Here is a 25715-nt window from a genome sequence, read left to right on the forward strand (position 1 = left end):
TTCGTCATCCAAAGCCATATCTGTATGCCATTAGCATGAACGGCGTGCAGGTCTTCGCTGGCGGGCCGCGCGGCTTGCCGTGTTCGTTCGCTGTCTCCAGTTGGGGTAATTGTGAAGCGTCCCGGTTCTCCCGCATCGTCAGCGATGCGCCAGCAGTCTCCCCCATCCCATCACCGCGGTTTCGCCATGCAGACCTGCGCGCTGGCGCTGGCAGGCGTGCTCGCGCTCTCGGCCTGCTCGAGGAAGGAAGCCGCGGCACCGGCGCCGCGCCCGGTGGTCGCGCTCGCCGTGCATGCGGACGGTCACGCGCTGCAGGCGGCGTCGCTGCCCGGCGAAGTGCAGGCGCGCTATTCGACGCCGCTGTCGTTTCGCGTCGCCGGCAAGATCATCGAGCGACGGGTGCGGCTCGGCGACACGGTGAAGAGCGGCGAAGTCGTCGCGCTGCTCGACCCGGCCGATGCGCAGAAAAACGCCGCGAGCACGCAGGCGCAGGTCGAAGCCGCGCAGCACAACCTCGTCTATGCGCAGCAGCAGCTCGAACGCGACAGGGCCCAGGCCAAGGAAAACCTGATTGCGCCGGCGCAGCTCGAACAGACCACCAACGCCTACGCGTCCGCGCTCGCGCAGCGCGATCAGGCGCAGCAGCAGGCGGCGCTCGCGAAGAACCAGTTGCAGTACACGACGCTCACCGCCGGTCATGCGGGCGTCATCACGGCTGAACAGGCGGACACGGGACAAAACGTGTCGGCGGGTCAGGCCGTCTACAACCTCGCGTGGAGCGGCGACGTCGACGTGTTGTGCGACGTGCCCGAAAGCGCGCTCGCCGCATTCGCGGTCGGCCAGAATGCGAGCGTCACGCTGGCCGCGCTGCCGGGCCGCAAGCTCAGCGCGCGCGTGCGTGAGCTATCGCCGGCCGCCGATCCGCAAAGCCGCACATGGCGCGCGCGTCTGACGCTCGTCGATGCCGGCGCCGACGTGCGCCTCGGCATGACCGCCGACGTCACGCCGGCCGTGCCGCTCACCGCGGCGGCAGCGCAGCACGGCGTGTTCACGCTGCCGGTCACCGCGCTGTTTCACGAGGGGCGTGAACCGGCCGTGTGGGTCGTGCGCGCCGCGGACAACACGCTCGAGCTGCGTCGCGTGACCGTCACGCGCTACTACGAGCGCACGTTTGTCGTCAGCGAGGGCCTGAAAGATGGCGAAAGCGTCGTACTGCAAGGGGTGCACACCGTGAGCGCCGGCGAGAAAGTCCGCGCGATCGCGCCGCTGCATCCCGAGGACTTCGCTTCATGAGCACGGCGCAAGAAGAAGAAGGCCGCTTCAATCTTTCCGCGTGGGCGCTGCGTCATCAGGCGCTGGTCGTGTTCCTGATCGCGCTCGCCACCGCGTTCGGCATCCTCGCCTACACGCGGCTCGCGCAATCGGAAGACCCGCCCTTCACATTCCGCGTGATGGTGATCCGCACATTCTGGCCCGGCGCCACCGCGCGCCAGGTGCAGGAGCAGCTGACCGATCGCATCGGCCGCAAGCTGCAGGAGACGCCGTACATCGATTTCCTGCGCAGCTACTCGCGCCCCGGCGAATCGCTGATCTTCTTCACGATGAAGGATTCCGCGCCGGTGAGCCAGGTGCCCGAGACGTGGTACCAGGTGCGCAAGAAAGTCGGCGACATCTCGGCGACCTTGCCGCCGGGCATCCAGGGCCCGTTCTTCAACGATGAATTCGGCGACGTCTACACCAACATCTACACGCTCGAAGGCGACGGCTTTTCCGCCGCGCAACTGCATGATTACGCGGACCAGTTGCGCTCTGTGCTGCTGCGCGTGCCGGGCGTCGGCAAGGTCGACTATTTCGGCGACCCCGATCAGCACATCTACATCGAGATCGCGAACACGCAGTTGACGCGTCTGGGCATCTCGCCGCAACAGCTCGGCCAGGCGATCAACGCGCAAAACGCGATCGCGCCCGCGGGCACGCTCACCACCACCGACGACCGCGTGTTCGTGCGCCCGAGCGGCCAGTTCAACGACGTCAACGCGCTTGCCGACACGCTGATCCGCATCAACAACCGCACGTTCCGTCTCGGCGACATCGCGACGATCAGGCGCGGCTACGACGACCCGATCGTCACGCAGATGCGCTTTAGCGGCAAACCCGTGCTGGGCATCGGCGTGACGATGCAGCCGGGCGGCGACGTGATCCGCCTCGGCCGCGCGCTGGATCAGCAGATGACCCAACTGCGCGCCGCGCTGCCCGTCGGATTGAATCTGGTCGAAGTATCGAGCATGCCGCACGCGGTCGCGCGCTCTGTGAACGACTTCCTCGAAGCGGTCGCCGAAGCGGTCGCGATCGTGCTGATCGTGAGCCTGGTGTCACTTGGCGTGCGCACCGGCATGGTCGTCGTGATCTCGATTCCGGTGGTGCTCGCGGTCACCGCGCTGTGCATGTACCTGTTCGATATCGGCCTGCACAAGGTATCGCTCGGCACCCTTGTGCTCGCGCTCGGCCTGCTTGTCGACGATGCGATCATCGCGGTCGAAATGATGTCGGTGAAGCTCGAGCAAGGCTGGAACCGCACGCGCGCCGCGGCCTTCGCGTACACCAGCACCGCGTTTCCGATGCTGACCGGCACGCTCGTGACCGTGTCCGGCTTCCTGCCGATCGCACTCGCGAAATCGAGCACCGGCGAGTACACGCGTTCGATCTTCGAGGTGTCGGCGATCGCGCTGATCGCGTCGTGGCTCGCGGCGGTCGTGCTGATTCCGCTGCTCGGCTATCACATGCTGCCCGAGCGCAAGCGCCATGCGCACGAGCCCGACGATCACGAACACGACATCTATGACACGCGCTTCTACACGCGTTTGCGCGGCTGGATCGGCTGGTGCATCGAACGGCGCTTCGTGGTGCTCGCGATCACCGTGCTGCTGTTCGTGCTCGCGATGGCCGGTTTCTCGCTGGTGCCGCAGCAGTTCTTCCCGAGCTCGGACCGGCCGGAGTTGCTGGTCGATGTGCGGCTGCCCGAAGGCGCGTCGTTCGATGCCACGCTGCGTCAGGCGCAGCGGCTCGAACAGGTTCTCAAGGGGCGGCCGGAAATCGATCACTCGGTCAGCTTCGTCGGCACCGGCGCGCCGCGCTTCTATCTGCCGCTCGATCAGCAATTGCAGCAGCCGAACTTCGCGCAGTTCGTGATCACCGCGAAGTCGGTCAAGGATCGCGAGAAGCTCGCGCAGTGGCTCGAACCGGAGTTGCGCAACAACTTCCCGGCGATCCGCACGCGCCTGTCGCGCCTCGAGAACGGCCCGCCGGTCGGCTATCCGGTGCAGTTCCGCGTGAGCGGCGACGACATCGCGACTGTGCGCTCGATCGCCGAACGCGTCGCCGCGACGATGCGCGCCAATCGCGGCACGCGCAACGTGCAGTTCGACTGGGACGAACCCGCCGAGCGCTCGGTGCGCTTCGAGATCGACCAGAAACGCGCGCGCGAGCTCGGCGTGACATCCGAAGACATCTCCAGCTTCCTCGCGCTGACGATGTCCGGCTACACGGTCACGCAGTATCGCGAGCGCGACAAGCTGATCAGCGTCGATCTGCGCGCGCCGCGCGCCGAACGCGTCGACCCGTCGCAGCTGACCGCGCTTGCGATGCCGACGCCGAACGGCCCGGTGCCGCTTGGCACCCTCGGACATCTGCGCAACGACCTCGAATACGGCGTGATCTGGGAACGCGACCGCCAGCCGACCATCACCGTGCAATCCGACGTGTCGGCCGGCGCGCAAGGCATCGACGTGACGCACGCGGTGGACCGCGCGCTCGCGCCGATCCGCGCGACGCTGCCGGTCGGCTATCGGATCGAGATCGGCGGCTCCGTCGAGGAAAGCGCCAAGGGTCAAACCTCGATCAACGCGCAGATTCCGATCATGGTGATCGCGGTGCTGACGCTGCTGATGATCCAGTTGCAAAGCTTCGCGCGCGTGCTGATGGTCGTGCTGACCGCGCCGCTCGGCCTGATCGGCGTCGTGCTGACGTTGCTGCTGTTCGGCCAGCCGTTCGGCTTCGTCGCGATGCTCGGTGTGATCGCGATGTTCGGCATCATCATGCGCAACTCGGTGATTCTCGTCGATCAGATCGAGCAGGACATCGCGTCGGGGCACAAGCGTTTCGATGCGATCGTCGGCGCGACCGTGCGGCGGTTCCGGCCGATCACGCTGACCGCCGCCGCCGCTGTGCTCGCGCTGATCCCGCTCTTGCGCTCGAACTTCTTCGGGCCGATGGCGACCGCGCTGATGGGCGGCATCACGAGCGCGACGATCCTGACGCTGTTCTATCTGCCCGCGTTGTACGCCGCGTCGTTCCGCGTGCGTACCGACGAGCGCGAGCCGCAGACGCCGTCCGGTTCCGGCGCCACGCATACGGGTAACTGAGCATGAGCACGAGCATGACTATTCCCGCCCTATCCCGCCGCCGCGCGCGCTTCGACGCGCTGGCCCGCACCACGCTGGCCACCGGCATCGCGAGCATCACCTGCATGCTCGGCGCCTGCTCGTTCGGACCGAACGGCGACGCGCCCGCGATGCCGCAGCCCGCGCACTACGGTGCCGAGCCGCTGCCGACGCAAACCGTCCCCGCGCAGGGCATCACGCAGCAGTTCGTGACCGGCGCGCAACCGGTGCCCGAATGGTGGAAGCTGTATCGCTCGGAGGCGCTAAACGCGCTCGTCGACGAAGGCTTGCGCAATAGTCCGACGCTCGACGCGACCGACCGCAGTCTCGCCGCCGCGCGTGAGCAGTTGCGCGCGCAGGTCGGCAGTTCGCTGCTGCCGACCATCGACGCCGGCGGCCAGGCCACCCGCAATCGCGCGCTCGCGATCCCCGAGATCGGACCGAACACGTTTCTGTACAACGTGTTCGTCGGCCAGTTGCAGGCGCACTATACGTTCGATCTGTTCGGCTCCGCGCGCCTCGCGAACGCGGCGCTCGCGGCGCGCGTGAACGTGCAGGTGTACCAGCTCGAGGCGGCGCGGCGCGCGCTCGCGGCGAACATCGTGACCGCGACGATCACGAGCGCCGCGCTGCATGCACAGATCGATACGACCGAGCGGCTCGTGGTCCTCGCCAACGATCAGGCGCGCGATACCGAACGGCGCTTCGCGCTCGGCGCGGTCTCGCACGCCGATCTTCTGAACGCGCAGCAGAGCGCGGCGAGCGTGTCGGCGAGTCTGCCGGCGCTGAAGCAACAGTGGCTCACCACGCGTCACGCGCTCGCGGTGCTGCTTGGCCGCACGCCCGATGCCGCGCCGGACGACATCGATCTCGCGCAATTGCATCTGCCCGAGCAGGTGCCGGTCGTGGTGCCGTCGGAGCTGCTACGCACGCGGCCTGACATCGAGGCCGCCGACGCCGCGCTGAAGGCCGCTGCGACCGATGTCGGCGTCGCCACCGCGCAGATGTTCCCGAGTCTGTCGCTGTCGGCATCGATGGGACAAGGCGGGTTTAGCTGGCCGGTCGCGATGTCCGGTGCGGGGGCGATCTGGAGCATCGGCGCGTCGCTGTCGCAACCGCTGTTTCATGGCGGCGCGCTGCTCGCGCAGCGCCGCGCGGCGCAACACACCTACGAAGCGAGCGTGTCGCAGTACAAACAGACCGTGCTGGCCGCGTTCCAGAACGTCGCCGATACGCTCGCCTCGCTCGAGCACGACGCGCAGTCGCTCGATGCCGCGAACATCGCCGCGCGTTCGGCACAGGGCGTGTTCAACGAGACGTCGGCGCGCTATCGGCTCGGCTCGCTGCCCGTCGCGGCGGCCCGTTCGAGCGAGCAGCAATGGCGCAACGCGCAGCTCGACGAGATCCGCTATACGAGTGCGCGGCTGACTGACACGGCTGCGCTGTTGCAAGCGATGGGGAATCCGCCGCTCGATCAGGGCCGGACCTCGTCCGCGCCGGTGGCGGCCGCTTCTACTGCTGCGTCTGCGTCGGCGCCCGTCGGTACACCGAACACAACCGCATCCAACTAAACCTGGGATTCCCTACCGAACGCCGAGCACTTGTCCCCAGTTCGTGTTATCCCCAGTTTGTGTTGACAGACTTGTTGATAAGCTAGGGGCGAAGCGGCTAAGTGCTTGAGGCGAATCGTTTTGTCCTGCGTGTTATCGGGCGCGGCAATTTCCAAGCAACGACGCGATCAAGCGGAGTCACGACGGGAAGAAAACGGCCAGCGCCGTTATCCACAGAATGTGTTGAAAGACCTGTTGATAAGGCCTGGAGATCGCGTCCAAGTGCTTGAGCGCGCGATGGATTCAGCCGCCGATGCATTCGCGCACGCATCGCGCAAAGAAGGAAGGATAGGCCAGGAATCCGACCCGAAGGGGTGAACGCGTGCGCGACCCGCCGAAGCCGACCGCGTACGCGCTGTCAAAAACATCAAGGCTTGTTCGACTCGAACAGATCCATGATCTGCTTCTTCTCGGTCGTCGACACGCTCGGCGGCGGCACTACCGGCGGCGTCATGCCCGCCGGCCCCACACCGCCCATCGCATCGGTCGCGCCGGCCATCGGATTGCTCGAATCGAGACCGATGCTCGCGACGAAGCCTTGCCCCGGCAACTTGTCGCTGAAGAACAACTCACCGTCCATCGCCGTCACGCCGTCGGGTTGCGGCGGCTCGGCCTGCGGTACACCGCGCAGCGCGCGCTGCATGTACTCGACCCAGATCGGCAGCGCGAGTTGCGCGCCAAATTCACGGCTGCCGAGACTCTTCGGCTGGTCATAGCCCATCCAGGCGACCGCCACCAGCGACTGCTGATAGCCGGCGAACCAGCCGTCCTTAGCATCGTTGGTCGTACCGGTTTTGCCCTGCAGGTCCGAGCGCTTCAGCACGTTGGTGCCCGCGCCCGTACCCGCGGTCGCGACCGAGTGCAACAGGCTGTTCATGATGTACGCGTTGCGCGGCTCGAGCGTGCGCGGCGCATCGTGCCCAGCGACGAGCGGCTGCGCGCGCGAGATCGCCACGCCACGCGCGTCGGTCACTTCGTTGATCAGATACGGATTGATCCGGTAGCCGCCGTTCGCGAACACCGAGTACGCGCCCGCCGACTGCAGCGGCGTGACGAGGCCCGCGCCGAGCGCCATCGGCAGATACGGCGGGGTCTTGTCGGCGTCGAAGCCGAAGCGCTGCGTGACGAAGTCCTGCGCATACTTGGTGCCGATGAACGACAGGATGCGGATCGACACGAGGTTCTTCGACTTCTGCAGCGCGAGGCGCATCGACATCGGACCATCAGGCTGGTCGTCGTCCTTCGGCTCCCACGCGTCGCCGCCCGGCGTGCTCGGCGGGAAGTACAGCGGCGCGTCGTTGATGATCGTCGCCGGGGCGAGACCCTTGTCGAGCGCGGCCGAATAGATGAACGGCTTGAAGCTCGAACCCGGCTGGCGCCACGCTTGCGTCACATGGTTGAACTTGTTCTTGTTGAAGTCGAAACCGCCGATCAGCGCGCGGATCGCGCCGTCCTGCGGCGTCAGCGACACCAGCGCGCCCTCGACCTGCGGCAGCTGCGTGATCTGCCAGTTGCCCTTGTCGTCGGCGATGAGGCGCACGATCGAACCCGGCCTGATGTGCAGCGTCTGGTTCGCGCGTGGGCTCAGCGCGGCGGCGACGAAGCGCAGGCCGTCGCCCGACACCGTCACCTGCGTACCGTCGACCAGTTGCGCGACCACCTGCTTCGCGTTCGCGGCCGTCACCACGCCGGCGATGATCTCGCCGTTGTCCGGGTGATCGGTCAGCGCGTCGTCGATGGTCTGGTCGCGGTCGTCGCCGGCCTCGGGCAACTGCACGAAGCCCTCCGGTCCGCGATAGCCGTGGCGCCGCTCGTAGTCCATCACGCCCTTGCGCACCGCGCGGTACGCGGCGTCCTGATCGGCGGAGTCGATCGTCGTCGTGACGTTCAGGCCGCGCGTGTAGGTTTCATCCTTGTACTGCGCGTACATCATCTGCCGCACCATTTCGGCGACGTACTCGGCATGCACGCTGTACTCGTTGCCCGGATTCTTCGTGTGAATCTCTTCCTTCACGGCCTGGTCATATTGCTGCTGCGTGATGTAGCGCAGTTCGAGCATGCGTCGCAGGATGTACTCCTGACGGATCTTCGCGCGCTTCGGATTGACGACCGGGTTGTACGCGGACGGCGCCTTCGGCAGGCCCGCGAGCATCGCGGCCTGGGCCAGCGAGATGTCCTTCAGGTCCTTGCCGAAGTACACGCGTGCGGCCGCGGCGAAGCCGTATGCGCGCTCGCCCAGGTAGATCTGGTTCATGTACAGCTCGAGGATCTGGTCTTTCGTCAGCGCTCGCTCGATCTTGTACGCGAGCAGCATTTCGTAGACCTTGCGGGTGTAGGTCTTCTCGCTGGAGAGGAAGAAGTTGCGCGCGACCTGCATCGTGATCGTGCTCGCCCCCTGCGATGCGCCGCCATGCGCAAGGTCGGCGAAACCGGCGCGCAGAATGCCGACGAAGTCGACGCCGCCGTGTTCGTAGAAGCGGTAGTCCTCGATCGCGAGCACCGCTTTCTTCATCTGGTCGGGGATGTCCTGGAAGCGCACGAGGCTGCGGCGCTCCTCGCCGAATTCGCCGATCAGCACGTGATCCGCGGTGTAGACGCGCAGCGGCACCTTCGGGCGATAGTCGGTGAGCGCGTCGAGCGACGGCAACTGCGGCCCCATCACGACGAGCGCATAGCCGACGATCAGCGCGCCGATCACGGCGACGGTCGCGATCAGGCCGATAAACCACAGCACGAGCGACGCACCGATCGAACGACGGCCGTACTCGGCGTCGCGCGAAGCAGCATTGCGTCCTGGGGTGCGTTGATGGGAGTCCCGGTCTTCACCGGCCGGAGAATTCGAGGAATGCGGTCGTTTGATGATTGGCATGACTGGAGTAATGGGCCCGCAACTGCGCGCCTGTCTGCACGCGCACGCGGCGCGCGCATGGGTCGTGATCGACATCCTGGCCGGGGACGTACGCCGCCCTGCGGACCTTGCCCCCGGCCGGCCGCACGGCACGCCTCGGACCATGTCCGGCGCAACGTAACAGCGCATTTTAAAGAAATCAGCAGCGTTCCAACGCGGTTTTTTTGTAAGAATTCCCTTCGACGGCCGCCTTTTCCTGGTAAGGGGCTGTAATTTCGCGCAGTGCGGATCGCAGCGTGCGTGCGAAGCGCGGCTTATGCGGGGTTATCAACATTTTCTGTTGAAAGGGCTGTGGACAAACCGGCCGCAATCACTACAACTCATTGATGTCACGGGATTTTCGCATCACGCTTATTCCGTGGCGGCGCAACTCGTCATATGATGAACCCCGCGCACGTCTGTCGATGCGCGCGACGGGGACCCAGCGGCGGGTTCCGCCGGCAGCTCCGTTGACGGGTTCGAAACCGTATCCCGGGGGCACGCGCCGACCCGCCCATGCCAACAATACTGCGAGTCGATCATGTCCAAGCCCAGCGAGCGCATCGTCGTATTCGTCACGACTGCGCAGAAACGTGCGATTACCGCGACTGCGGAGGAACTGGGCATCAGCGTAAGCGAACTGATGCGGCGCGCGGTGCTGAGCTTCGGTGCGACCAGCGAGCAGGTCAAGGCTGCGAGCATCGTCGACCGGCTGCGCGCGCCGCGCGCGCCCGATGCGCTGAACGCGGCGCTGCAACGCGTCGCGCGCGGTACGCGCCATGCGCGCGCCGCGCTGCCGGCGTCGCTGCAAGCGCCTGACAAAGACGCGGCAAGCGCGCCTGCCGGCGCAGCCGATGCCGCGGACCCGCCCGCAATGCCGCCAGCCGGTCGCCCCGCTGTCGCGACGGACGCTGCCAGTTCCCCCGCCCCGCTGCTTCCTGCGGGTGTCGCCGCCGCGCTCGCCGCCGAGCAGGACGAACAGGCGGCGGCCACCGCCGAAGCCGTCGCGCGCCTGACCGCGGCACGAGCCGCCGACAACGCCGAAAACACGAAGACGGACGCAATCGAACATGCCGCGTCGCAACGGCTGTCCGGCACCTCGGCGCGCCTGCGCAACTCTCTGAAGCGCCGCCCCAACGAGCCGGCCACCGACGACGACGAACCGCACAGCGACCCGAGCGCCGAAGGCGGCCGCTTCGCGTGACCGAAAGCGTGACGGAAAATTACCGCGCATCGGGCCGCGATCACTGCATCCGAACGAACAGGCAGAGGTATGCAACGAGTCCGCGTTGCATATCGTTACATCAGTGACACCTGTATGAACCGCTGCTCGATAATGCCCGCACACGCTTGCAAACAGTGGCTTTCCAGCATCGCTTCAGCCTCCGGAAGGCCGCATCGTTCAAGCCATCTTTAAGAAAGCCGATGGTGTAATATCCGCCGTCAAGTCCATGCCCGTCGCGGCTTTCCATCATCCAGGCAAGCCTCGACCCGGCATTGCGCCCCAACAAAAACGGACCGCGCTATTGCAATTGGCAAGTACGCCCCGAACTCCGGTCCGAACGTTGCGCAGCATCGCGCGCGGCGGCGTAAAGTAGCAGTAATTCAAAGCAGTCAGGCGCGCACGCATCGTCGGCGCCGCTCACATTCTCTGGAGGTTTTCATGTCGCTTTTTGACAGCATTTCGCGCACGCTCAAGGGTCTTCTGAACGATGCGGCCGACTCGGTGCAGGATCCGTCGCGTGACTCGCGCCAGATCGTGCGCGAACTCGACGAAAGCATCGGCAAAGCCGAGAACTCGCTGATCGAGATTCAGGCGCAGGTCGCCACCCAGCAAAGCAAGCGCGATGTTGCCGCGGACAAGGCGAAGAAGTATGAAGACGGTGCTCGTCGTGCGCTGCAGTCGGGCGACGAAGCGCTCGCGCGTGAAGCGCTCGGCGCGCAGGCCACCGCCGAAGCCGAACGCGATGCACTGACGAAAGAGCTGACCTCGCTGGAGCCGTCGGTCGCGCAACTGAAGAGCCAGATCGAGGACATGCGCACGCGCCGCAACGACCTGAACGCACGCTCGAACATCCTGCAAGCCAAGCAGCAGATCGCGCAGGCGAAAGATACGGCGGCCACGGCACTCGGCGGCATCGGCGGCAAGAACCTGTCCGAAGATTTCCAGAAGCTCGAAGACAAAGTCGCGCTGTCGAACGCGCGTTCCGACGCGCGTCTGAACTCCGCCGACGAGAAAAGCGGCAAGGCGCTCGACGACAAGCTCGCGGACCTGAACCGCGGCCCGTCCGTCGACGACCGGCTCGAAGCGCTGAAGAAGCAGCTCAATACGCCGGCGCAGTAAATGCTGGATGCGTGTGTACCACCTCATGGCAAGTACGCGAAGCAGGTACACGCGGCAGTGACAACAGCAGTAGCAGTACATGCCGGTGCGCTCGCTGCTGAACGCACCGGCATATCGGCAGCCACAGGCAGCCACCGCAATCGACTGATGGAGACGGGCGCGCCCCGCCCGGTCCGCAAATGAAAAAACTTTTCGCAACCGCCTTCGCTTCGCTGCTGCTTGTGTCGGCCGCGGCGTTCGCGGTGCCGACCGCTCAGCAAATCGAATCGGCGATGGCGCAGGGCAACTGGCAGCAGGCCGACGCCGGCCTTACCGAAGTGTTGCAAGCGCATCCGAACAACGCACACGCGCATTATCTGTACGCCCAGGTGCTCGATCGCGAAGGCCGTTCCGCCGAGGCGCTCGCGCAACTCCAGCAGGCGAAGACGCTCGATCCGCAGATCCGCTTCACCGACCCGAGCCGCTTCGCGCAAACCGAAGCGCGCCTGCGCCGCGACGCGGAGCGCGCGGGCAACAACGTCACCCGTCATGCCGCGAATCCGTTCGCGCAGCAGAATGCGCCTGCTGTGCAGCAACAGTCGGCAATGGCGTCGCAAGCGCAATTACGGCATGGTCCGGGGGTGGGTATGTGGATCGGTATCGTTGTTCTGATCGTGGCGATCGCGTTTGTGCTGCGCTGGACCTTGCGCCGCGCGCGCGGCCAGGAAGACACTCGCGCTGACGAGGACCGTCGCGCGCAATTGAAGCGTGCAACCGACATGCTCAACACGGTGCGTTCGATCAAGCTCGACGTGAAGCTGTCCACCGCGCCGGGCCACGAGTTGCTCGAGAAAGACGTCGAAGCGACCGAAGAGCAGTTGCGCGGCACTGTCGAAACGCTGTCGAACGGCAAGAATCCGCTGCCGCCTTATGCACTCGACGAGTTCGAGCAACGCATCGCGAGCCTGCGTGCGCGCGCCGACGGCCGGCCCGATCCGACCGCCGCGTCGGTGGGCACCGGCCAGCAATCGGCGTATGCGCAGGAGGCCGAGCGCTTTGGCAATCCGCAGCCGCCTTATCCGCAACAGGGTCCGGTGCAGCAGCAGCCGCAGGTCATCGTGCAGCAAGGCGGTGGCATGGGTGGCGGCATGGGCGGTCTGCTGACCGGCGTGCTGCTTGGCGAGGCGCTCAGTCATGGGCGTGACCGCGTGATCGAGCGCGACGTGATCGTCGACCCCGACGAACTGCGCCGGCGCGGCAACGACGGCGGAAACGGCGGCGGCCTCGACTTCGGTCAGGGTTCGAACGACTGGAACGATGACGGCAGCGGCGGCGGCATCGACATGGGCAGCAACGACGATTCCGGCGGTTGGACCGATACCTGATCTCACCCGATCGATCCCGTCGAATGAAACCCAGGCTCCTTCGCGGAGCCTGTTTTTTGCCTGCCGGTTTTGTGTAGCGCTTGCGCTTTTTTCAGGCCCGCGCCGATGCCGCCTGGCTACCCTCGTGCTGCGCGAGCACGACCGCCCCTGCGAACAGCCGCACGATGAAACGCTCGGCGTAATCGATCAATGCGTCGCGGCGCGCGTCGTTCGCGTCGATGTATTCAGCGGATAGATGAAACAGTTGCAGCACGATCTGCATGCAGACTTCGTCGACGGTTTCGCGCGCAAGTCGCGGCATCAGTTCGAGTTGCACGACGTCGTCCGCCATTTCCGCCGACACCTCGTGCAGGTTCGCGCGCACCGCTTCGCGCAAGGCCGGCGACGTGCCGTGGTACTCCGCCAGCGCGCTCAGGAACGCCTCGCGGTTCGCGAGCGCAAACGCGAAAAAAGCGACGCACGCGCGCCGCGGCACGCTGTGCGGCTCGTCATGCGCGCCGAGCCAGCGCTCGCGCCGCAGCATCGGCCGAAGCCGACGGCTCACGGCGGCGACGGCTTCGCGCGCGAGTTCGTCGAGCGCGCTGAAATGACGGTAGAACGTGTTCGGATTGAGGCCCGCCTCGCGCGCGAGCTCGCGCAAGCCGAGGCTCGCGAAACTGCGGCCGCCGGCGGTCAACCGCAGCGCGGCTTCGATCAGCTTGCGCTTGCCGGGCGGCAACTCCGGGCCGGCGACGGACGATGCTTCGGGGACAGTGGTCATCGTGCGTTCAATCATCGCGCGGTATACGCGTTCAATAGCTGCACTCTAAACGATCTTGACGCGATGTGTACGGTTGTCTACCCTGCGCGGTGAGCCATTTATAGACAGGTGTAGACGCGCGATTTCGGCTTCGGCCGTACGCGCCGCGCGAGCCCGCCGCTCGGTAGCCGCTGTCGTTTCACCCCCGCTTTCGCCCGTGCCGGAGACCGCCGTGACGCCTGCCCCCTCCCCCTCATCCACCGCGCCGCGCATTGCGATCGTCGGCAGTGGCTTTGCCGGCATCGGCATGGCGATCCGTCTGCAGCAGATGGGCATCACATCGTTTACCGTCTACGAGGCCGCGAGCGGCATCGGCGGCACGTGGCGCGACAACACCTACCCCGGCGCGGCCTGCGACGTCCCCTCGCATCTGTATTCGTTTTCGTTCGAGGCGAATCCGGCGTGGTCGCGCTCGTTCAGCAGCCAGGCCGAAATTCTCGCGTATCTGCAGCACTGCGCGCGCAAGTACGGCGTCGATCGCTATGTGCGCTGCAATGCGAGAGTGAGCGCCGCGCGCTTCGACGAAGCGCGGCAGATCTGGCTCGTCGAGCTCGACACGAACGGTGTGCGCGAAATTATCGAGGCGGACATGCTGATCGCCGCGAACGGTCCGCTGTCGCGTCCCGCGCTGCCGCGCATCGCCGGCATCGAACGTTTCGAAGGCAAGCTGTTTCACTCGGCGCGCTGGGATCACGCGTATCCGCTCGACGGCAAACGCGTCGCGGTGATCGGCACCGGCGCGAGCGCGATCCAGTTCGTGCCGAAAATCCAGCCGCGTGTCGCGCATCTGGACCTGTTCCAGCGCACCGCGCCGTGGGTGATGCCGAAGCGCGACAAGCCGATCGGCCCGCGCGCGCAATGGCTGTTCCGTACGCTGCCGTTCACGCAGCGCTTCGTTCGCAGCGCGATCTATTGGCAGCTCGAATCGCGTGGGATCGCGTTCGTCGTCAATCCGAAGCTGATGGAGATGCCGATGAAGTTCGGCCTCAGCTATCTGGAGCGACGCGTCAAGGACCCGGCGCTGCGCGCGAAGCTCACGCCGAACTATCGGCTCGGCTGTAAGCGCGTGCTGCTGTCGAGCGACTATTACCCGGCCGTGTGCCAGCCGAACGTCGATGTCGTGACGAGCGGCATTCGCGAGATCGTCGCGGATGGCATCGTGACCGAGGACGGCGTGCATCACCACGCGGACGCGATCATCTGCGGCACCGGCTTCCAGGTCAACGACGTGCCCGCGCCGTTCGAAGTGACCGGCCTCGACGGCACCGACCTCAGCACGCTATGGCTGCGCGACGGTCCGGAGGCCTATCTCGGCACGAGCATCGCGAACTTCCCGAACTTCTTCATGATCGTCGGCCCGAACACGGGGCTCGGCCATAACTCGATGATCTACATGATCGAGTCGCAACTGCGCTACATCGGCGATTGCCTGCGCGTGCTGCGCAAACGCAATGCGCGCACGATGACCCTACGCGCCGACGTGCAGCGCGAATTCAATGCGCGTTTGCAGCAGGAGATGCGGCACGCGGTATGGACGAGCGGCTGCCATAGCTGGTATCAGACCCAGAGCGGCAAGGTCACCGCGATCTGGCCCGGCTTCACGTTCAGCTTTCGCAAGCGTACGCGGCGCGTGCGGCCGCAGGATTACCGCTTCGCGCGTTGAATCGGCCTCGCGCGGCGGCAGGCGCAATCACTGCCCTCCGCCACCGCTTAGCAATCGCAACAGCTCCCATAGAAACTTCACGATGATCACGATCAGTTCCCACAGCCGATAAAGCGGCTGCCAGTCCAGCACGCGCAGAAGGGACTCGAACATCGCTATCGCCAGAAGAAATGAAGGCGCCCAACGCGTCGCGCGACCTCAAACCGCCATCACGGCCCGCTTGCGCTCCGCGCGCTGCATGAAGAAGTTCGCCGCGACCACGCCGACCGTGACGACCGCGATGAACAGCGTCGCGAGCGCATTCATCTCCGGATTCAGGCCGAGACGCACGCGCGAGAACACGACGAGCGGCAAGGTCGTCGAGCCGGGACCCGACAGGAACGCGGACAGCACGAGGTCGTCGATCGACAGCGTGAACGACAGCAGCCAACCCGACACCAGCGCCTGTGAAATCAGCGGCAGCGTCACGGAGAAGAACACGCGCAACGGAGTCGCGCCGAGGTCGAGCGCGGCTTCCTCGAGCGACGGATGCAACTCCCGCACGCGCGACTGCACGATGATCGCGACGTACGAAATACACAGCATCACGTGGCCGATCCAGATCGTGAAGATGCCGCGTTCGGCCGGCCAGCCGATCCAGCGCGCCATTTCGATGAACAGCAGCAGCAGCGAAATGCCCTGAATCACTTCGGGGATCACCAGCGGCGCGTTGATCATGCCCGTGTACAGCGTGAAGCCGCGAAAGCGGCCCATCCGCGCGAGCACGAAGCCGGCCCACGTACCGATGATCACCGACGCGAACGCCGTCAGCAAGCCGATCCGCAGCGACAGCCACGCCGACGTGATGAGCTCGTCGTCCCGCAACAGCGCCGCGTACCAGCGTGTCGAAAAGCGTGTCCACACCGTGACCAGTTGCGATTCGTTGAACGAATACACGACGAGGCTAACGATCGGGATATACAGAAACAGAAAGCCGATGCCGAGAGCAATCAGCTGCAGCATGCGATTCGGTTTCATTGGCGGCCCTCCTCCAATGCCTTCGCCTGCGCATGCTGGAACAGCGCCATCGGCACCAGCAGCAGCAACACCATCGCGCAGGTGACGGCGGACGCCATCGGCCAGTCCGCATTGTCGAAGAACTCGTTCCACATCACGCGGCCGATCATCAGCGTGTTCGCGCCGCCGAGCAGTTCCGGAATCACGTACTCGCCGACCGCCGGAATGAACACCAGCAGGCAGCCCGCGACTATGCCGTTCTTCGACAGCGGCAGCGTGATCTGCCAGAACGCCTTCCACGGCTTCGCGCCGAGGTCGTAGGCGGCTTCGAGCAAGGTCAGGTCCATTTTCACGAGGTGAGCGTAAAGCGGCATCACGAGAAACGGCAGGTACGAATAGACCATGCCGATGTAGACCGCCGTGTTCGTGTGATACAGCTCGATCGGCGTATGGATCAGGCCGACCGACATCAGGAAGTTATTCAGCAGCCCGTTGTTCTTCAGAATGCCGATCCATGCGTACACGCGGATCAGGAACGAAGTCCAGAACGGCAGCATCACGGCCATCATCAGCAGATTGCGGGTGGCTGCATTGGAGCGCGCGATGTAGTACGCCATCGGATAGCCGATCAGCAGACACAGCAGGGTCGAAATCGCCGCGACCACGACCGAATTCACATAGGTCGCGAAGTACAGGCTGTCGGTCAGCAGAAACGCGTAGTGCGATAGATCGAGCGTGATGTGCAGCGCGCCTTCCGCGAAGGTGACGAGCTGCGTGTACGGCGGAATGCCGAGCTGCGAATCGGCGAAGCTGATCTTCACGACCAGCAGGAACGGCACGAGGAAAAACAGCAGCAGCCAGATGAACGGTCCCGCCACCACCGCGGTGCGTCCCGTGAGCTTCAGACGCCGCACGGGCCACGTGAAAAACGAGCGAAGCGCTTCTTTCATGACGTCAGCACCACGCCGGCCGATGCGCTCCAGCGCACGTAGACTTCGTCGCCCCAGGACGGCGGATCGATTTCGGTGAGCGCGAGGCTCGTCACGTTCGCGATGACGGTCTTGCCGCCCTCGAGCTTCACGTGATACAGCGAATAGCCGCCCATGTACGCGATATTCGTGACGACGCCCTTGCCCCAGTTGTAGGCGCCCTCGGGCGGCTTGCGCGTGAGCGCGATGCGTTCGGGCCGCACCGAGATCGTCACCGGCATGCCGAGCGGACCGGTGATGCCGTGATTGACGTGCAAACGGCAGGTCAGATCCGGCGTTTCGATGAACACGTGATCGGGTTCGTCCTCGACCGTGCGGCCTTCGAACAGATTGGTCGAGCCGATGAATTCCGCCGAGAAACGGCTGTTCGGATACTCGTAGACTTCATGCGGCGTGCCGAGCTGCACGATCTGACCTTCGCTCATCACGGCGAGGCGGTTGGCCATCGTCATCGCTTCTTCCTGATCGTGCGTGACCATCATGCAGGTGACACCGACCTGGTCGAGAATGTTGACGAGCTCGATCTGCGTGCGCTGGCGGATCTGCTTGTCGAGCGCCGACATCGGCTCGTCGAGCAGCAGCAGCTTCGGCCGCTTGACGAGCGAGCGCGCGAGCGCGACGCGCTGCTGCTGGCCGCCCGACAGCTGATGCGGCTTGCGCTTCGCGAAGCGGCCCATCTGCACGAGTTCGAGCGCGTTGTGCACGCGGTCTTTCAGACCGGCCTTCGGCACGCCTTCCTGCTTCAGGCCGAACGCGACGTTCGCCTCGACCGTCATGTGCGGGAACAGCGCGTACGACTGGAACATCATGTTGACCGGCCGGCGATACGGCGGCAGTTGCGCGAGGTCTTCGCCATCGATCAGGATCTTGCCCGACGTCACGGTTTCGAGCCCGGCCATCATGCGCAGCAAGGTCGACTTGCCGCAGCCCGAACTGCCGAGCAGCGCGAACAGCTCGCCCTTCTTTACCGTCAGGTTGACCCCTTTGACCGCGACGGTCTCGCCGAACTTCTTCACGACGTCGACGATCTGGATGAACTGCTCCGCTGCGTCTCCCGTAACGGCGCTCGGGCCCGTCGACGGCACGGCCGTCCCGGCCAGCGCGCCCGGCTGGTCACTACTCATCATAATGCTGCTTCACTCCGGCGTTTGACGAACAAAGCCCCCGGTGAACACCGAGGGCTTCATAGGCTTCTTATCTGTTTGTTGCCGCGCTTAGCGGCCGGACTTGAACTCGGTCCACAGTCGCGTTTGCAGCCGCTGGATTTCCTGCGGCAGCGGTTTCAACAGGAACAGCGTCTTGATCGTTTCCGGCGACGGGTACACGGCCGGATCGTTCGCGACGTCCTTGTCCACGTACTTGCGCGCTTCCATATTGACGCTCGGGTAGTAGACGGCGTTGGTGATCGCGGCGTGCACCTGCGGCGTCTCGATGTAGTTGATCCACTCGAGTGCGGCTTCCTTGTGCTTCGCGTCCTTCGGAATCGCCATCACGTCGAACCACACCGGTGCGCCGCCCTTCGGCACCAAGTACTCGATCTTGTACGGCTTCTTCGCTTCGAGCGCGCGATGCTTGGCGATCACGACGTCGCCCGACCAGCCGTACGCGAAGCACACGTCGCCGCCGACGAGGTCGTTGATGTAGCCCGACGAGTTGAACTGCGTGATGTACGGACGGATTTTCTTCAGCATTTCGAGCGCGGCGCGGTAGTCGGCCGGGTTCGTGCTCATCGGGTCGCGGCCCATGTAGTGCAGCGCGGCCGCGAACATCTGGTCCGGCGCGTCGAGCACCGACACGCCGCAGGCCTTCAGCTTCGAGATGTTTTCCGGCTTGAACAGAATGTCCCAGTTATCGAGCGGCACGTCCTTGCCGAGGATCTGCTGGACCTTCGTCACGTTGTAGCCGAGGCCGGTCGTGCCGTACGCCCAGGGCACCACGTACTTGTTGCCCGGATCGGCGCCGGCGACGAGCGCCATCAGCGACGGGTCGAGGTACTTCAGGTTCGGCAGCTTCGATTTGTCGAGCGGCTCGAAGATGCCCGCGGCGATCTGCTTGCCCGCATAGTTGCTGGTCGGCACGACGATGTCGTAGCCCGAGTTGCCGGTGAGCAGCTTCGCCTGCAGCGTGTCGTCGCTGTCGTAGTTGTCGTACTTGACCTGAACGCCGGTCTGTTTCGTGAAGTTCGGGATCGTATCCTTCGCGATATAGTCGGACCAGTTATACACGTTCAGCTGCGTATCTTTCGCAGCGGCCGTCAACCACGGCGCCGCGCACAAGATCAGCGCCGCCACCTGCCCCACTATCCGTTTGTTCATCCCGTTCTCCGCTCCCGTCGTCACTCAAGCCGCGCGCTCGCGCGCACGGCCCCCTGAAAACCCCGAAAACTACCACCAATTATTGCCCACTCCAAAAAAAACCCGGAGCTGTCGCGCAAACGGTACAGGCTCTGGCCGCACCCTTGCAAAATGGCCGCAATTTTAACGGGTTATCGGCGCGTGTCTACCGGAAAATACGCGCGCCGGGGTCGCGCTTTCCCCGCGCTGGCGCAGGTTGCGGGGGTTTCGTCGCGTCGCTGTTATCTGCTTGTCAGGTCGGCGTCGGCTCGCACCTGGCCGGGGCGCCGCTCGCGCCCGCGCGGGTGCCGGAAGCTGCATGCCGGTGCAGAGCCGCGTCGGCGCGGCAGCGCACCTTTCATGCGCACCGGCTTCGCCACGAGGGCTCGAATGCTCCTATCATGATCCATTGATGCGGATTGCGCGACGTCGCCTCGCGACGGCCGGCCAGCCGCTGCGCGCCTGCGGTGGGCATATGACTTGCAACAGGCTGCGTTTCCCGGAAGCTCTGGCACGATGAACACCAATCCTTTCGCGATGCGTCCCAACCGGCGCCGGCGTCTGCCGGGCGAGCCGACGCGTCCGGCGCACTGGTTCTCGTTCCTCGGCGCCGGCGCGCTGATCGCGGTCGGCTATATCGACCCCGGCAACTGGGCGACCGCGCTCGGCGCCGGCGCGGGCTACGGCTACCGCCTGCTCGGCATCGTCTTGCTGGCGAGCCTGATGGGGATGCTGATGCAGTGGCTGTCGTCGCGCCTCGGCGTCGTGACCGGGCGCGACCTGGCGCAGCTGTGCCGCGAGCGCAATGGCCGGCGCACCACGCTGTTTCTATGGCTGACGAGCGAAGTCGCGATCATCGCCGTCGACGTCGCCGAGGTGGTCGGCAGCGCGGTCGCGCTGCAACTGCTGCTCGGCGTGTCGCTCACGGTCGGCGTGCTGATGTCGGCGGTCTGCACGTTCGCGCTGCTCGCGCTCCGGCAGAAAGGCGGCCGCAGGCTGGAAGCGGTGATCGCCGCGCTGATCGGCTTCGTCGGGCTGTGCTTCGTCGTGCAGCTCGCGCTCGCGCGGCCCGACTGGCACGCGGCGCTCGCCGGCACCGCGCCGAGCATCGAGCTGATCAGAAGCGCGGGCATGCTGTGGCTCGCGGCGGGCATCGTCGGCGCGACGGTGATGCCGCACAACCTGTATCTGCATTCGGCGCTCGTCAAGCACCACGCGCCCGAGAGCAGCGACGCGCAGATCAAGGCCGCGCTGCACGTCGTCAACATCGACACCTTCGGCTCGCTTGCGTTCGCGTTCGTGATCAACGCCGCGCTGCTGATCGTCGCGGCCGCCGTGTTCTATGCCAGCGGCCATCGCGACGTCACCGATCTGGCCGATGCGCATCGGCTGATCGCGCCGCTCGTCGGCAACCGCTGGGCCGGCATCCTGTTCGCGGCGGCGCTGCTCGCGTGCGGACTCAGCGCGACCGTCACTGGCACGCTGGCCGGTCAGGCGGTGATGGAAGGCTTCCTGCGGCTGCGCTTGCCGCGCTGGAAACGCGCACTGCTCACGCGTGCGCTCGCGATCGGGCCGGCCCTGCTCGCGGTGGGCATGTTCGGCCAGCATGGCTCGAATCAGTTGCTGGTCGCGAGCCAGGTCGTGCTGAGCCTGCAATTGCCGCTCGCGGTCGTGCCGCTGATCCGCTGTGCGTCCGACCCGACGCTGATGCGCGGCTGGCGCGTGCACGGCCTGCCGCTCGTGCTGGCCTGGCTGTCGGCGTGGTTCATCATTGCGCTCAACGGCGCGTTGTTGTGGCAGCTGGCGACCGGGGCATGACGGCGGCCGCGGACGTCGGCGCGCGGTCGTCGTGAACTTCGCATCGCGCTGACGCCGCTTGCAGGGCACGCTCCGCGCATCGGTTAACATAGCGGAACTTTGCCTCCCCGCCCCAAGGTTTCCGATGACTTCGAATCTCCACGATCTTCCCGACAGCCCGTGCATCGGCGTCTGCTCCACGCTCTTCGACGAGGTCTGCAAAGGCTGCGGCCGCACCGCGACCGAAGTGTCGAACTGGGTGTTCCTCAGCGACGAGGAAAAGCGCGCGATCTGGACCCGGATCGAACGGGAAGGCACGGCGATGCGCTTTCAGAACGACAAGGTGTGAGCCGGTCGTCTGCACGCATCGCAGTTCGAGGTTGCTTGCGACCATGAAGAATGCCGGGACGTCCCGGCATTTTTTTGGTTTGTGGTTTCCTCTGTGCGCGTTGGAAGCGCATGCATCCAAACCCGAGAACGCTGCGGAAAACTTCGGCTCCATGACCACCACCAGGGACTTCGTTCAGTGCCTCGCGCAATGGCGCCGAATGGCCCACGTGTTCAATCCGTGGTCCGAGACCGATGAACGCGATCAGCCCGGCATCAACGCGCCACTGATTCGCCAGCAACAGCTCGCCGCCTACCTGCAAGCGCGCCGGACGAGCGTCAAGGTGATTCTGATTGCGGAAGCGCTGAGCTGCCGCGGCGGACGTTTCACGGGCATCGCGATGACCTCCGAGCGGATTCTGCTTGGCAACGATGCGAAGCTCAACGGCTTCGCCAGGAGAACGGAGCGCGGCCCGCTACCGGACTATCTGCCGGGTTCGGCAACCCGCACCAGTTGCCGCGATGCGCTGCCTCGAATGACGGACCGCGCAGACGGTGTCTATGAGAGAACGGCCTCGGTCGTCTGGCAGACGATGCTTTCCAACGGCTTCGATCCAACCGAGTTTGCGCTATGGAATGCATTCCCGTTTCATCCGTTCGCGGACGAAGACACCGAAAGCAACCGCCGCCCAACGAATCCAGAGCTACATGCGACAGTCCAGATTCTGACTGACTTCATCGGCCTGTTCCCTCCAAACGTGCGGTTCGTTGCGCTTGGACGGGAAGCGGAAAGCGCGCTGCTCAGTCACCCGATGCGGCCGCTGCACGAACTCGTGAGGCACCCTACGGCGAGAGCGGCGAAACCTGCAAATAGCGCGGTTCAAGCGAAGAATCGCCCCATGGGTACGCTGGATGAAGTCATTCGACGGCTCGCGCTGAGCCGGCATTAGTCCAGCGCCTGGGGCACCGGCTAGCCACCAAAACAAAAGGCCCACGCCGGCAAACTGCCAGCATGGGCCTCTGGGGGATCGCTGAAAACCAGCGACCCAGCGCTTATTGAACGCCCTGACTCGTCAGGAAGTCCTCATAGTTGCCGCCGAAGTCGTTCAGCGTGCCGTCCGTGCGCACTTCGATGATCCGGTTCGCGAGGCCGCTGACGAACTCACGGTCGTGCGAAACAAAAATCAGCGTGCCTTCGAACTTGTCCAGCGCGATCTGCAGCGACTCGATCGACTCCATGTCCATGTGGTTGGTCGGCTCGTCCATCAGCAGCACGTTGTGGCGGCCGAGCATCAGCTTGCCCCAGATCATGCGGCCTTTCTCGCCGCCCGACAGCACCTTGACCGACTTGCGGATGTCGTCGGCATTGAACAGCAGGCGGCCTAGCGTGCCGCGCACCATCTGCTCGTCGTCGCCTTCCTTGCGGTACTGGTCGATCCAGTCCATCAGCGTGACGTCATCCGGAAACTCTTCGTACGTGTCCTGCGGCATGTAGCCGACGTTCGCGTTTTCCGCCCACTTCACCGTGCCGTGATCGAGTTGCAGATTGCCGAGCAGCGAGCGCAGCAGCGTGGTCTTGCCCGCGCCGTTCTCGCCGATGATCGCGATACGCTCGCCCGGCTGCACGCTGATGCTGAAGTTATTGAAGATCGAGCGCTCGTACTTCTTCGAAATGCTCTCGGCGACCACCGCGATGTTGTGCAGCTTCTTCTCGAACTCGAAGCGGATGAACGGATTCTGCCGCGACGACGGCTTGAATTCCTCGATCTTGATCTTGTCGATCATCTTCAGACGGCTGGTCGCCTGACGGGCCTTCGACTTGTTCGCCGAGAAGCGGCGCACGAAGTCCTGCAGATCGGCCACGCGCTCCTTCGCCTTTGCGTTGGCGGCCTGCTGACGCTCGCGCGCCTGGGTGCTCGCGAGCATGTAGTCGTCGTAGTTGCCCGGATAGACCTTCAGCGTGCCGTAGTCCATGTCGGCCATGTGCGTGCAGACCTGGTTCAGGAAGTGCCGGTCGTGCGAGATGATGATCATCGTCGAGTTGTACTGGTTCAGAATGTCTTCCAGCCAACGGATCGAGTTGATGTCCAGGTTGTTGGTCGGCTCGTCCAGCAGCAGCACGTCCGGCTTCGAGAACAGCGCCTGCGCGAGCAGCACGCGCAGCTTCCAGCCCGGTGCGACGTTGCTCATCGGGCCGTTGTGGTCTTCGATCGCGATGCCGATGCCGAGCAGCAGTTCGCCCGCGCGCGCTTCGGCCGTGTAGCCGTCGTACTCGGCGAACTTCGCTTCGAGTTCGGCCGCGTGCATGTAGTCGTCGTCGGTCGCGTCGGGGTTCGCGTAAATCGCGTCGCGCTCGGTCATCGCGGCCCACATTTCGGTGTGGCCCATCATCACGACGTCGAGCACGCGCACGTCCTCGTACGCGAACTGGTCCTGGCGCAGCTTACCCAGACGCACGTTCGGCTCGAGCATCACGTTGCCCGAGCTCGGCTCCAGATCCGAACCGAGAATCTTCATGAAGGTGGATTTACCGCAGCCGTTCGCACCGATCAGGCCATAGCGGTTCCCTTCCCCGAATTTGACCGAAATGTTCTCGAAGAGGGGCTTCGGCCCGAATTGCATGGTGATATTGGCAGTAGACAGCACGGCGCGTCCCTTTGAATGTGATATCGGCGAAAAACCCAATATTTTAGCAGGTTTAGAGATTTCAACCCGACAGTTCGCCCGCCCCGGCCCGCGTCACCCGTTCGAGCCGTCGCGCGGCGTCTGCAGAATGTCGATGAAGGCCGAAAAATCCGCGTCGGCGAGCCCCATCGCGGCACCGAGTCGCAGCAATTGCTGGACCGTCGACGCGACCGGCATCGGCGTGCCGGTCTCGTAGGCGGTCGCCGCAACCGTATCGACGTCCTTCTGAAACGTGCGCAACGCGCCGATCGGCGCGAGATCGCTTTGCGTCATCCGCGGCACGAAGATCCGCAGCAGCACCGAATCGGCCCAGCCGCCGGCGAGCGCCTCGGGCAGCTTCGCGGCGTCGATGCCGCTGCGCTGCGCGAGGCTCACCGCCTCGGCGATCGCGGCGACGGTCGCGGTGACGATCGCCTGATTGCACAGCTTCGCGGTTTGCCCGGCGCCGACCTCGCCCATGTGCGTGACGCGGGCGGCATAGGCATCGAGCAAGGGGCGCACCGCGGCGAGATCGCTGGCCTCACCGCCTGCCATGATCGCGAGCGTGCCCGCCGTGGCGCCGGCGACGCCGCCCGACACCGGTGCGTCGATCCAGCCGATCGAAGCGCCATCCCGGGAAGCTGCGGTGCCCGCAGCCCCGCCCTGCTCGGCGAAATCCGCCACCCGTCGCGCCAGCGCGCGCGTCGCGGCAGGCGCAATGCTCGAATGATCGACGATCCAGCGCACACGGCGCGGAGTCGAAGGATCGCCATCGAGCAGCCCCGCCGGGCCGAACACGGTCTGTTCGACCGCCGCCGCGTCCGCGACGCACAGCAGCACCGCGTCGCAGCGCGCGGCCAGCTCACGCGGCGCATCGACGACGTGCGCGCCCTCGGCCCGCAACGCCTCGGCCTTCGCTCGCGTGCGGTTCCACACATGCACGGTATGGCCCGCGCGCAGCAGGTGCCGGATCATCGGCGCGCCCATCAGACCGGGGCCGCAAAAACCAATTTCCACGTTCGAACCTCGTTGCGATCAGATTGAATGGGCTATGTTGCGTACACATGATAACGACCATGCGATACCGGGCACGCGACGTGCGGCATCGATGGTCCGGGCGCGACGTTTGATCCGCCGCGCAGGCGATGACGCTCGCGAGCACGCATATGTTCGACGGACTGCGCGAACCGTTGCCTATACTTTTTCCATGCGCGTTTCCGAGCAGCGTTTTATCGACCAGCGGCGCACACCAAGGAGGAATTCATGTCAGAACACGTTTACAAGAAGATCGAACTGACCGGTTCGTCGAAGACATCGATCGACGACGCGATCACCACCGCGATTGCCAAAGCGTCGGAAACGCTGCGCAATCTGCACTGGTTCGAGGTCACGGAAACGCGCGGCCAGATCGAGAACGGCAAGGTCGCGTACTGGCAGGTCACGCTGAAGGTCGGCCTGCGCATCGAGGACTGAGCGGCGACCGCACGACACGCTTGCGCGCTG

The 25715-nt window shown here is 65.1% G+C and carries 20 protein-coding genes; 11 read left to right on the top strand and 9 right to left on the bottom strand.

What is annotated here, in order from left to right:
- The first annotated feature begins 144 nt into the window (after positions 1–144).
- The 3 genes from AB3X86_RS04395 to AB3X86_RS04405 are packed head-to-tail and all read left to right on the top strand — an operon-like array spanning position 145 to position 6010.
- On the top strand, positions 145–1293 hold the full coding sequence (locus tag AB3X86_RS04395) for an efflux RND transporter periplasmic adaptor subunit (RefSeq protein ID WP_368595068.1): 1149 nt from the start codon (positions 145–147) through the stop codon (positions 1291–1293).
- Positions 1290–4421, top strand: coding sequence for an efflux RND transporter permease subunit (locus AB3X86_RS04400; RefSeq protein ID WP_368595069.1), 3132 nt, complete (start codon positions 1290–1292; stop codon positions 4419–4421). The genes AB3X86_RS04395 and AB3X86_RS04400 overlap by 4 nt, the downstream gene beginning before the upstream one ends.
- 14 nt (positions 4422–4435) lie before the next feature.
- Entirely contained in the window at positions 4436–6010 is a 1575-nt protein-coding gene (locus AB3X86_RS04405; protein WP_368595070.1) for an efflux transporter outer membrane subunit, read from the top strand.
- A 406-nt stretch (positions 6011–6416) separates the two neighbouring features.
- Here AB3X86_RS04405 and AB3X86_RS04410 read toward each other — a convergent pair whose 3' ends face one another.
- Positions 6417–8918, bottom strand: a complete 2502-nt coding sequence (locus AB3X86_RS04410; RefSeq protein ID WP_368595071.1) for a penicillin-binding protein 1A — start codon at positions 8916–8918, stop codon at positions 6417–6419.
- Between the two features lie 559 nt (positions 8919–9477).
- On the opposite strand from AB3X86_RS04410, the gene AB3X86_RS04415 reads away from it, so the two are divergent.
- From AB3X86_RS04415 to AB3X86_RS04425, 3 genes are all read left to right on the top strand, one after another.
- Positions 9478–10140 (top strand): hypothetical protein, encoded by a 663-nt coding sequence (locus AB3X86_RS04415; protein ID WP_368595072.1) that lies wholly within the window; start codon positions 9478–9480, stop codon positions 10138–10140.
- Between the two features lie 459 nt (positions 10141–10599).
- Positions 10600–11280 carry a PspA/IM30 family protein gene (locus AB3X86_RS04420; protein ID WP_368595073.1) on the top strand — a complete coding sequence of 227 codons (681 nt, stop codon included), beginning with the start codon at positions 10600–10602 and terminating at the stop codon, positions 11278–11280.
- A 179-nt stretch (positions 11281–11459) separates the two neighbouring features.
- Positions 11460–12644, top strand: coding sequence for a tetratricopeptide repeat protein (locus AB3X86_RS04425; RefSeq protein WP_368595074.1), 1185 nt, complete (start codon positions 11460–11462; stop codon positions 12642–12644).
- A 91-nt stretch (positions 12645–12735) separates the two neighbouring features.
- Here the strand turns inward: AB3X86_RS04425 and AB3X86_RS04430 are convergent, their stop codons facing one another.
- The gene (locus tag AB3X86_RS04430) at positions 12736–13404 is read right to left on the bottom strand and encodes a TetR family transcriptional regulator (RefSeq protein WP_368595075.1); all 669 of its coding nucleotides are present in this window, start codon (positions 13402–13404) and stop codon (positions 12736–12738) included.
- A gap of 211 nt (positions 13405–13615) precedes the next feature.
- Between AB3X86_RS04430 and AB3X86_RS04435 the strand changes: the two genes are divergently transcribed.
- Positions 13616–15106, top strand: a complete 1491-nt coding sequence (locus AB3X86_RS04435; protein ID WP_368595076.1) for a flavin-containing monooxygenase — start codon at positions 13616–13618, stop codon at positions 15104–15106.
- Between the two features lie 27 nt (positions 15107–15133).
- Here AB3X86_RS04435 and AB3X86_RS04440 read toward each other — a convergent pair whose 3' ends face one another.
- The 5 genes from AB3X86_RS04440 to AB3X86_RS04460 all read right to left on the bottom strand — a co-directional run bounded on the left by AB3X86_RS04440 (position 15134) and on the right by AB3X86_RS04460 (position 19406).
- Entirely contained in the window at positions 15134–15259 is a 126-nt protein-coding gene (locus tag AB3X86_RS04440) for a hypothetical protein (protein ID WP_255208739.1), read from the bottom strand.
- Between the two features lie 45 nt (positions 15260–15304).
- Positions 15305–16123: an ABC transporter permease subunit gene (locus AB3X86_RS04445; RefSeq protein WP_176108333.1), complete on the bottom strand. Its 819-nt coding sequence runs from the start codon at positions 16121–16123 to the stop codon at positions 15305–15307.
- The gene (locus tag AB3X86_RS04450) at positions 16120–17052 is read right to left on the bottom strand and encodes an ABC transporter permease subunit (RefSeq protein ID WP_368595077.1); all 933 of its coding nucleotides are present in this window, start codon (positions 17050–17052) and stop codon (positions 16120–16122) included. The genes AB3X86_RS04445 and AB3X86_RS04450 overlap by 4 nt, the downstream gene beginning before the upstream one ends.
- Entirely contained in the window at positions 17049–18215 is a 1167-nt protein-coding gene (locus tag AB3X86_RS04455) for an ABC transporter ATP-binding protein (RefSeq protein ID WP_368595399.1), read from the bottom strand. The genes AB3X86_RS04450 and AB3X86_RS04455 overlap by 4 nt, the downstream gene beginning before the upstream one ends.
- A 90-nt stretch (positions 18216–18305) precedes the next feature.
- Entirely contained in the window at positions 18306–19406 is a 1101-nt protein-coding gene (locus AB3X86_RS04460; RefSeq protein ID WP_368595078.1) for a polyamine ABC transporter substrate-binding protein, read from the bottom strand.
- Between the two features lie 534 nt (positions 19407–19940).
- On the opposite strand from AB3X86_RS04460, the gene AB3X86_RS04465 reads away from it, so the two are divergent.
- From AB3X86_RS04465 to AB3X86_RS04475, 3 genes are all read left to right on the top strand, one after another.
- On the top strand, positions 19941–21242 hold the full coding sequence (locus AB3X86_RS04465; RefSeq protein WP_368595079.1) for an Nramp family divalent metal transporter: 1302 nt from the start codon (positions 19941–19943) through the stop codon (positions 21240–21242).
- 124 nt (positions 21243–21366) lie between these two features.
- On the top strand, positions 21367–21570 hold the full coding sequence (locus tag AB3X86_RS04470; RefSeq protein WP_090800501.1) for a DUF1289 domain-containing protein: 204 nt from the start codon (positions 21367–21369) through the stop codon (positions 21568–21570).
- Between the two features lie 151 nt (positions 21571–21721).
- Entirely contained in the window at positions 21722–22498 is a 777-nt protein-coding gene (locus tag AB3X86_RS04475; protein ID WP_368595080.1) for a uracil-DNA glycosylase, read from the top strand.
- A gap of 103 nt (positions 22499–22601) precedes the next feature.
- Here the strand turns inward: AB3X86_RS04475 and AB3X86_RS04480 are convergent, their stop codons facing one another.
- Positions 22602–24194, bottom strand: a complete 1593-nt coding sequence (locus AB3X86_RS04480) for an ABC-F family ATPase (RefSeq protein WP_368595081.1) — start codon at positions 24192–24194, stop codon at positions 22602–22604.
- Between the two features lie 93 nt (positions 24195–24287).
- On the bottom strand, positions 24288–25229 hold the full coding sequence (locus tag AB3X86_RS04485) for an NAD(P)-dependent oxidoreductase (RefSeq protein ID WP_368595082.1): 942 nt from the start codon (positions 25227–25229) through the stop codon (positions 24288–24290).
- A gap of 246 nt (positions 25230–25475) precedes the next feature.
- On the opposite strand from AB3X86_RS04485, the gene AB3X86_RS04490 reads away from it, so the two are divergent.
- Positions 25476–25685 carry a dodecin gene (locus AB3X86_RS04490; protein WP_176125571.1) on the top strand — a complete coding sequence of 70 codons (210 nt, stop codon included), beginning with the start codon at positions 25476–25478 and terminating at the stop codon, positions 25683–25685.
- Positions 25686–25715: the final 30 nt, after the last annotated feature.

The organism is Paraburkholderia sp. BR14374, assembly GCF_040948685.1.
Lineage (GTDB): Bacteria > Pseudomonadota > Gammaproteobacteria > Burkholderiales > Burkholderiaceae > Paraburkholderia > Paraburkholderia youngii.

What these genes read in the sequence shown, in the direction of transcription:
- AB3X86_RS04440 (WP_255208739.1), bottom strand. Translation starts at nt 15,259, where the DNA reads ATGTTCGAGTCCCTTCTGCGCGTGCTGGACTGGCAGCCGCTTTATCGG.
- AB3X86_RS04490 (WP_176125571.1), top strand. Translation starts at nt 25,476, where the DNA reads ATGTCAGAACACGTTTACAAGAAGATCGAACTGACCGGTTCGTCGAAG.
- AB3X86_RS04420 (WP_368595073.1), top strand. Translation starts at nt 10,600, where the DNA reads ATGTCGCTTTTTGACAGCATTTCGCGCACGCTCAAGGGTCTTCTGAAC.
- AB3X86_RS04470 (WP_090800501.1), top strand. Translation starts at nt 21,367, where the DNA reads ATGACTTCGAATCTCCACGATCTTCCCGACAGCCCGTGCATCGGCGTC.
- AB3X86_RS04415 (WP_368595072.1), top strand. Translation starts at nt 9,478, where the DNA reads ATGTCCAAGCCCAGCGAGCGCATCGTCGTATTCGTCACGACTGCGCAG.
- AB3X86_RS04465 (WP_368595079.1), top strand. Translation starts at nt 19,941, where the DNA reads ATGAACACCAATCCTTTCGCGATGCGTCCCAACCGGCGCCGGCGTCTG.
- AB3X86_RS04425 (WP_368595074.1), top strand. Translation starts at nt 11,460, where the DNA reads ATGAAAAAACTTTTCGCAACCGCCTTCGCTTCGCTGCTGCTTGTGTCG.
- AB3X86_RS04410 (WP_368595071.1), bottom strand. Translation starts at nt 8,918, where the DNA reads ATGCCAATCATCAAACGACCGCATTCCTCGAATTCTCCGGCCGGTGAA.
- AB3X86_RS04445 (WP_176108333.1), bottom strand. Translation starts at nt 16,123, where the DNA reads ATGAAACCGAATCGCATGCTGCAGCTGATTGCTCTCGGCATCGGCTTT.
- AB3X86_RS04450 (WP_368595077.1), bottom strand. Translation starts at nt 17,052, where the DNA reads ATGAAAGAAGCGCTTCGCTCGTTTTTCACGTGGCCCGTGCGGCGTCTG.
- AB3X86_RS04430 (WP_368595075.1), bottom strand. Translation starts at nt 13,404, where the DNA reads ATGACCACTGTCCCCGAAGCATCGTCCGTCGCCGGCCCGGAGTTGCCG.
- AB3X86_RS04395 (WP_368595068.1), top strand. Translation starts at nt 145, where the DNA reads ATGCGCCAGCAGTCTCCCCCATCCCATCACCGCGGTTTCGCCATGCAG.
- AB3X86_RS04405 (WP_368595070.1), top strand. Translation starts at nt 4,436, where the DNA reads ATGACTATTCCCGCCCTATCCCGCCGCCGCGCGCGCTTCGACGCGCTG.
- AB3X86_RS04475 (WP_368595080.1), top strand. Translation starts at nt 21,722, where the DNA reads ATGACCACCACCAGGGACTTCGTTCAGTGCCTCGCGCAATGGCGCCGA.
- AB3X86_RS04455 (WP_368595399.1), bottom strand. Translation starts at nt 18,215, where the DNA reads ATGAGTAGTGACCAGCCGGGCGCGCTGGCCGGGACGGCCGTGCCGTCG.
- AB3X86_RS04460 (WP_368595078.1), bottom strand. Translation starts at nt 19,406, where the DNA reads ATGAACAAACGGATAGTGGGGCAGGTGGCGGCGCTGATCTTGTGCGCG.
- AB3X86_RS04400 (WP_368595069.1), top strand. Translation starts at nt 1,290, where the DNA reads ATGAGCACGGCGCAAGAAGAAGAAGGCCGCTTCAATCTTTCCGCGTGG.